Here is a 4,578-nt window from a genome sequence, read left to right as displayed (position 1 = left end):
ATGCCGGATACGTTTGTGCAGACCGGTCACAGGCATCTTCATCGACGACCTTGCAGACGGGGCGGGCCATACGTTTTAAGCAGACGGTTCTCCAGGACGAGATCAGCCACGACCTCCTTCAGCGCCCCCGTCTCGCGGCGCAGATCCCGCACCTCATCCGTGGTGGCCGCACGAGCCGTGTCGCCGGACAGGCGCCTCTTGCCAGCCTCCAGGAACTCCTTGGACCAGCCGTAGTACATCGAGGCGGCGATCCCCTCACGTCGGCAAAGCTCGGCAATGCTGTCCTCGCCACGCAAGCCTTCCAGCACCACGCGGATCTTCTCCTCGGACGAGAACTGCCGACGTGTGGCCCGGCGAATGTCCTTGATCACCGCTTCTGCCGGCTTCTTGGCCGGTCCGGATGGCTGGTTCATCTTCGCTCCTCAGGGGCTACGATGAACCAGCCATCCTCCCTTCGTGAAGACCCTCATTCTGTCCCACAGGTGATGACGTCGGACATCCGACGTGTTCTGGAACACCAGCGCCGTAAGAGGTCGGTAGGTTTTCTGCTGAGAGGATACGGGTGGCTCACTCGCGCACGCGCGAGTGCGAAACCTCGGCATTGAGATCACACAGGCGGTAAGCCCGGAGGGCTACAATCCGCCGGCGCCCGGATGTGCGTCGATCCGATCGTGACGGTTCATAAGGACATACGAAAACGGCGGGGTTCCCACCCCGCCGATCCATCAGGTCATCGTCAGCGGCGGCTCAGCCTGCCAGCCGTCGAGAGGGTTACGAGCCCAGAAGCTGACTGGCCGAGCCGATGAGCGTCATGAGAAGACCGCTCACGAAAACGCCGATCATCGCGTAGGAAAAGACTTTCAGCGCCATGCGTTGAGTTCCGAAACCCGGATCAGCAGCGGTATCCGCCGGCGGTCTGGCCGTACTGCTTCACGGGACGGGTTTGCTGATCAGCATTACCTTCTGCCGCCGAGCTCATCGGGCAGCGGTCGTAGTTCGGGTGGTCATGCACACCGAGCCCGAGCGAGCCGGTGGTTGTGACATCCTGCGTGACGAAGCCGGTCCAACGGGCGCCGTTGGCGGCCATGGCTGACGAGATCGGAGCGACGCCAAGGACAAGTGCAGCGGCGACGGCGGCGATACGGGTCTTCATGTGTAAAATCTAGCCTTTACAAGATACAGATCGCTAATTCGAGCCTGTTTCTTCTTGTGCGAGACACAGATGGGGATCCACTGTCCGCCGTGACGTGCCGCGGCGCACGCATCACAACGGATTAAAACGAGGCCGATTTTTTTCAGGCCGCTTCGCGAGCGCGCCGCCTTCAACGCAGGGATCGAGGTTGTCGGGCAGATGGCACTCACCACCGCCATCACCATCGAAGTCCGGGACGACGCAATCCCTGTTCGGCACCAAGCCGCAGTCGCAGCCCTGCAGGCACTGGCCGATGGCGCCCGAGACCTGATGCTACGGGACGAGGCCGATGCGGCCGAAGGCTGATCAGGACAGTCTGCAAGGGGTGGGATGCGGAAGTTGACCGACCTTCCGCAAGCGGACGTTCCACCTGCAGCCCAAAGCGGATGTACAAACCCCGCATCAATACTTCTAAAAAGCGGTCATTTATCAGCCGTCCGGCAAAATTGCTTCGAGATCGTCTGCATGTGTACTGTGACAAACTCCGCCGTCCATGAGGAAACGTCCCGTCGTTCGATATACGGATCTCGATTTGGCTGCGCCAAGCGTGCATGAGCTTCGAAAATCAGTTTACATACGCTTTGAAATTTGACACTTTGGTGGCTAAGCACAGTCATGCAGGGGGGGGGGGGGGCGAAATGGGAAGAATTCTACTTCCGAATTACAAAGAAACTTTTAGATCAATTCGTGGAAGTCTGGATAGTCAGCAATGTGCGAGGTTAATTCAGGCAATACAGAATGTCGAGAGAGGTAATGTCAATCTTGTCGGCGAATACAGACGTGGCAATAAGGTTAGGATTAGTCAAGATATTACAGAAGGAACAGTAATAGCTACATTTCGGATTGGCGAAGCGGAAAGCGATAAACTGTATCCAAACGCCAATCGCGGTAATCACGTTGCAATATTCGAAAAATGCGAAGACAAATGTATCAAAGTTTTCGATCAATACTTCGGAAAGCCCCCTGGCCCGCGTGATATAACTTTCAGAGGGGCGGAAAGCAGCACAAAAGAAATTACTAAGCCTGATGGAACAACGGAAACTGTACTTAACATGTCAAACGACGGCGATTTCTATTACATTGTAGAGGTCTAATGACTCGTCTGAGCGCTCTAGCAGCCCTAGCACTTGTCGGCCTTACCGGGGTCTGCTGGGCTTCTGCGGACATAGCGTGCCCACTCCGACGTCCAAACGCAAACTTGCTGGGCGTAGCGCTCTTCGAGAGGGAAGTGAGCGGGGATGAATACGAGCTACAGCCCTTCATTTTCAATGAAAAACAACCAATAATTGTGAGCGTCTGGGAAGAAAGCGGCGACAGAGGGTCATCATATGCTCTTGAATGTCGTTATTCCGATGGCGCTAAAGTCCGTCTCGCCGCGCCGATTCGATTTCCAATCCGCTGTAAAGCCGAGTTCACTCTGGACAGTCGCGGCGCTACAACATCAGTTCAAATAGGGCAGTGTTCTTCGGTGAGACAGTGAATAGTGATCTCTCGATAATATAAGTAGATCAGCAATAATTGAGATTAACGCCGTGGATTGCACCCTGTTTTGACCGGACAGGCGGCATAGCTCACGAAGGCATAGGCGCAAGCCTATGGGTAAGGCTATGTCATCTGATCCGACCGCCCCGCCGGTTCACGGCGAGATCCTGAGCGGCATTCAGCGCCGCCGTCGCTGGTCCACCACCGAGAAGATCCGCCTCGTCGAGGAGAGCCAACAGCCCGGCTCGTCCGTGTCGTTCGTTGCTCGCCGCTACGGCCTGTCGCCAAGCCTGCTGTTCTCATGGAAGCGGCGCATGCTGGAGGGCGGCCATCAGGCCGTTCAAGCCGACGAGGACGTCGTCGGAACCAGCCGGGTGCGCGAGCTGGAGCGGCGTGTGCGGGATCTCGAACGCCTGCTCAGCCGCAAGACCATGGAGGTCGAGATCCTCAGGGAGGCGCTGGACCTCGCGCGCACAAAAAAACCGACGTCGCCGCTCGTCTCCTGGGGCGGCTCGACGGGCGGTTCGCGGTGAAGACCGTTGCCGATACGCTCGGTGTGGCCCGCTCTCATCTCGCCGAGCGCCTGAGCAAACCGACCCGGCCGCGCGGATCCTACCGCAAGCCGGAGGACGCGGCGCTGTTGCCGACGATCCGTGCGATCGTCGATGCGCGGCCAAGCTACGGCTACCGGCGCGTGACCGCCCTGGTGAACCGGCTGCTGCGCTCGCGCGGCGAGCCCGTCGTCAACGCCAAGCGGGTGCTGCGCATCCTGCAGGTGAACGGGCTCACGCTCGCGCCCCACACCGCCCGCCGTCCAGGCCGCACCCACGACGGCGGCGTCGTGGCGTTGCGCTCGAACATCCGCTGGTGCTCGGACCATCTCGAACTGCACGGCCGGGACGGCGCGATCGTCCGGGTGCTGTTTGCCATCGATGCCTGCGACCGTGAGATCATGGCCTGGTCGGCGACCACGGCCGGTGTCTCCGCCGAGATGGTCAGCGACCTGATGATCGCCTGCGTCGAACGCCGGTTCGGTGCGACGAAGACCCCACACCCCGTGGAGTGGCTGTCCGACAACGGATCCGCCTACATCGCCCGGCAGACCAGCGAGACCGCCATGGCACTCGGCCTGCGACTGCTGTTCACGCCGGTGCGCTCACCGCAGAGCAACGGCATCTCAGAGGCGTTCGTGAAAACGCTCAAGCGCGACTATGCCCGCCTGGCCATCCTAGCCGACGCCGAGACCGTGATGCGGCTTCTGCCCGGCTGGTTCGAGGACTACAACACCGTTCACCCGCACTCCGGCCTGCGCATGCTCTCGCCCCGAGAGTTCCTCACCCGGAGTGCCTAAACCCGCCCCGCCGACTGTCCGGTCAAACAGGGTGCACTCCACGCCAGATAGATTAACTTACTCCTATTTACAACCGGCGACAGTCATTCCGCCGGATGTATGAATTAAGCTTTGTAGTGGATCAAGCTTGAAGCTTAGTCAGGTTTTGAATAGGTACGGGAGCAACTTCCGCTTTTGTGCATTGCCGCTCGAGAGCGGACTGGCAGGAATCCACCCGTCCCGGTCGCTGGTCTCCGTCCACCAAGCTGCCAAGAAGCGGACCTTCCGAGAGCCTGCAATGGGTCGAAAGCGGAAGGCTGGACCTCGCGCGAAAACCCTACCGCCGAAGCCTTCGCAGGATCGCCCGGTGTAGCGCCTCGGCCTCCCGCAGCTCGGCGTTCGTGGCCGCTGCTATGGCCGCCTGCCAATCATGAGTTTGGGGGAGGATATCGCCAGTGATCTTGAAGCCTCGCACCATCTTGAGATCTGAAAGACATTAAGAACGCCTAACAGAACGGCACCGAGCTTGGTTTTCAGCGTTGGTTTGGCATGGCCAGACTGCTTCTCCCCGATG

4 protein-coding genes and 1 pseudogene are annotated in these 4,578 nt (G+C 59.4%); 3 read left to right on the top strand and 2 right to left on the bottom strand.

From position 1 onward, the window contains the following. Positions 1–74 precede the first annotated feature (74 nt). Positions 75–413 (bottom strand): annotated as a pseudogene (locus AC0IY0_RS28595) (transposase); the annotation flags it as partial. A 479-nt stretch (positions 414–892) separates the two neighbouring features. Then, positions 893–1,153 carry a hypothetical protein gene (locus tag AC0IY0_RS28590; RefSeq protein ID WP_471766449.1) on the bottom strand — a complete coding sequence of 87 codons (261 nt, stop codon included), beginning with the start codon at positions 1,151–1,153 and terminating at the stop codon, positions 893–895. A 198-nt stretch (positions 1,154–1,351) separates the two neighbouring features. Between AC0IY0_RS28590 and AC0IY0_RS28585 the strand changes: the two genes are divergently transcribed. The 3 genes from AC0IY0_RS28585 to AC0IY0_RS28575 all read left to right on the top strand — a co-directional run bounded on the left by AC0IY0_RS28585 (position 1,352) and on the right by AC0IY0_RS28575 (position 4,025). Continuing rightward, a complete protein-coding gene (locus AC0IY0_RS28585) occupies positions 1,352–1,498 on the top strand; it encodes a hypothetical protein (protein ID WP_471766447.1) in 147 nt (48 codons plus the stop codon). A gap of 245 nt (positions 1,499–1,743) precedes the next feature. Beyond that, positions 1,744–2,286 carry a BPSL0067 family protein gene (locus AC0IY0_RS28580; RefSeq protein WP_471766445.1) on the top strand — a complete coding sequence of 181 codons (543 nt, stop codon included), beginning with the start codon at positions 1,744–1,746 and terminating at the stop codon, positions 2,284–2,286. 501 nt (positions 2,287–2,787) lie between these two features. Next, positions 2,788–4,025 (top strand): IS3 family transposase gene (locus AC0IY0_RS28575; RefSeq protein WP_471766444.1). Its coding sequence is split into 2 segments (ribosomal slippage): positions 2,788–3,148 and positions 3,148–4,025, totalling 1,239 coding nucleotides; the frame shifts between segments, so codons are not numbered across the junction. The last annotated feature ends 553 nt before the right edge of the window (positions 4,026–4,578 follow it).

The organism is Methylobacterium sp. AC315 (assembly GCF_979253755.1).
The sequence above is the reverse complement of the archived record's forward strand: the minus strand, read 5'-3'. Positions and strand labels throughout refer to the sequence as shown.

Bases quoted from the DNA above. Each gene is read 5' to 3' on its own strand.
- AC0IY0_RS28585 (WP_471766447.1), top strand. From the start codon at position 1,352: ATGGCACTCACCACCGCCATCACCATCGAAGTCCGGGACGACGCAATC.
- AC0IY0_RS28590 (WP_471766449.1), bottom strand. From the start codon at position 1,153: ATGAAGACCCGTATCGCCGCCGTCGCCGCTGCACTTGTCCTTGGCGTC.
- AC0IY0_RS28580 (WP_471766445.1), top strand. From the start codon at position 1,744: ATGAGCTTCGAAAATCAGTTTACATACGCTTTGAAATTTGACACTTTG.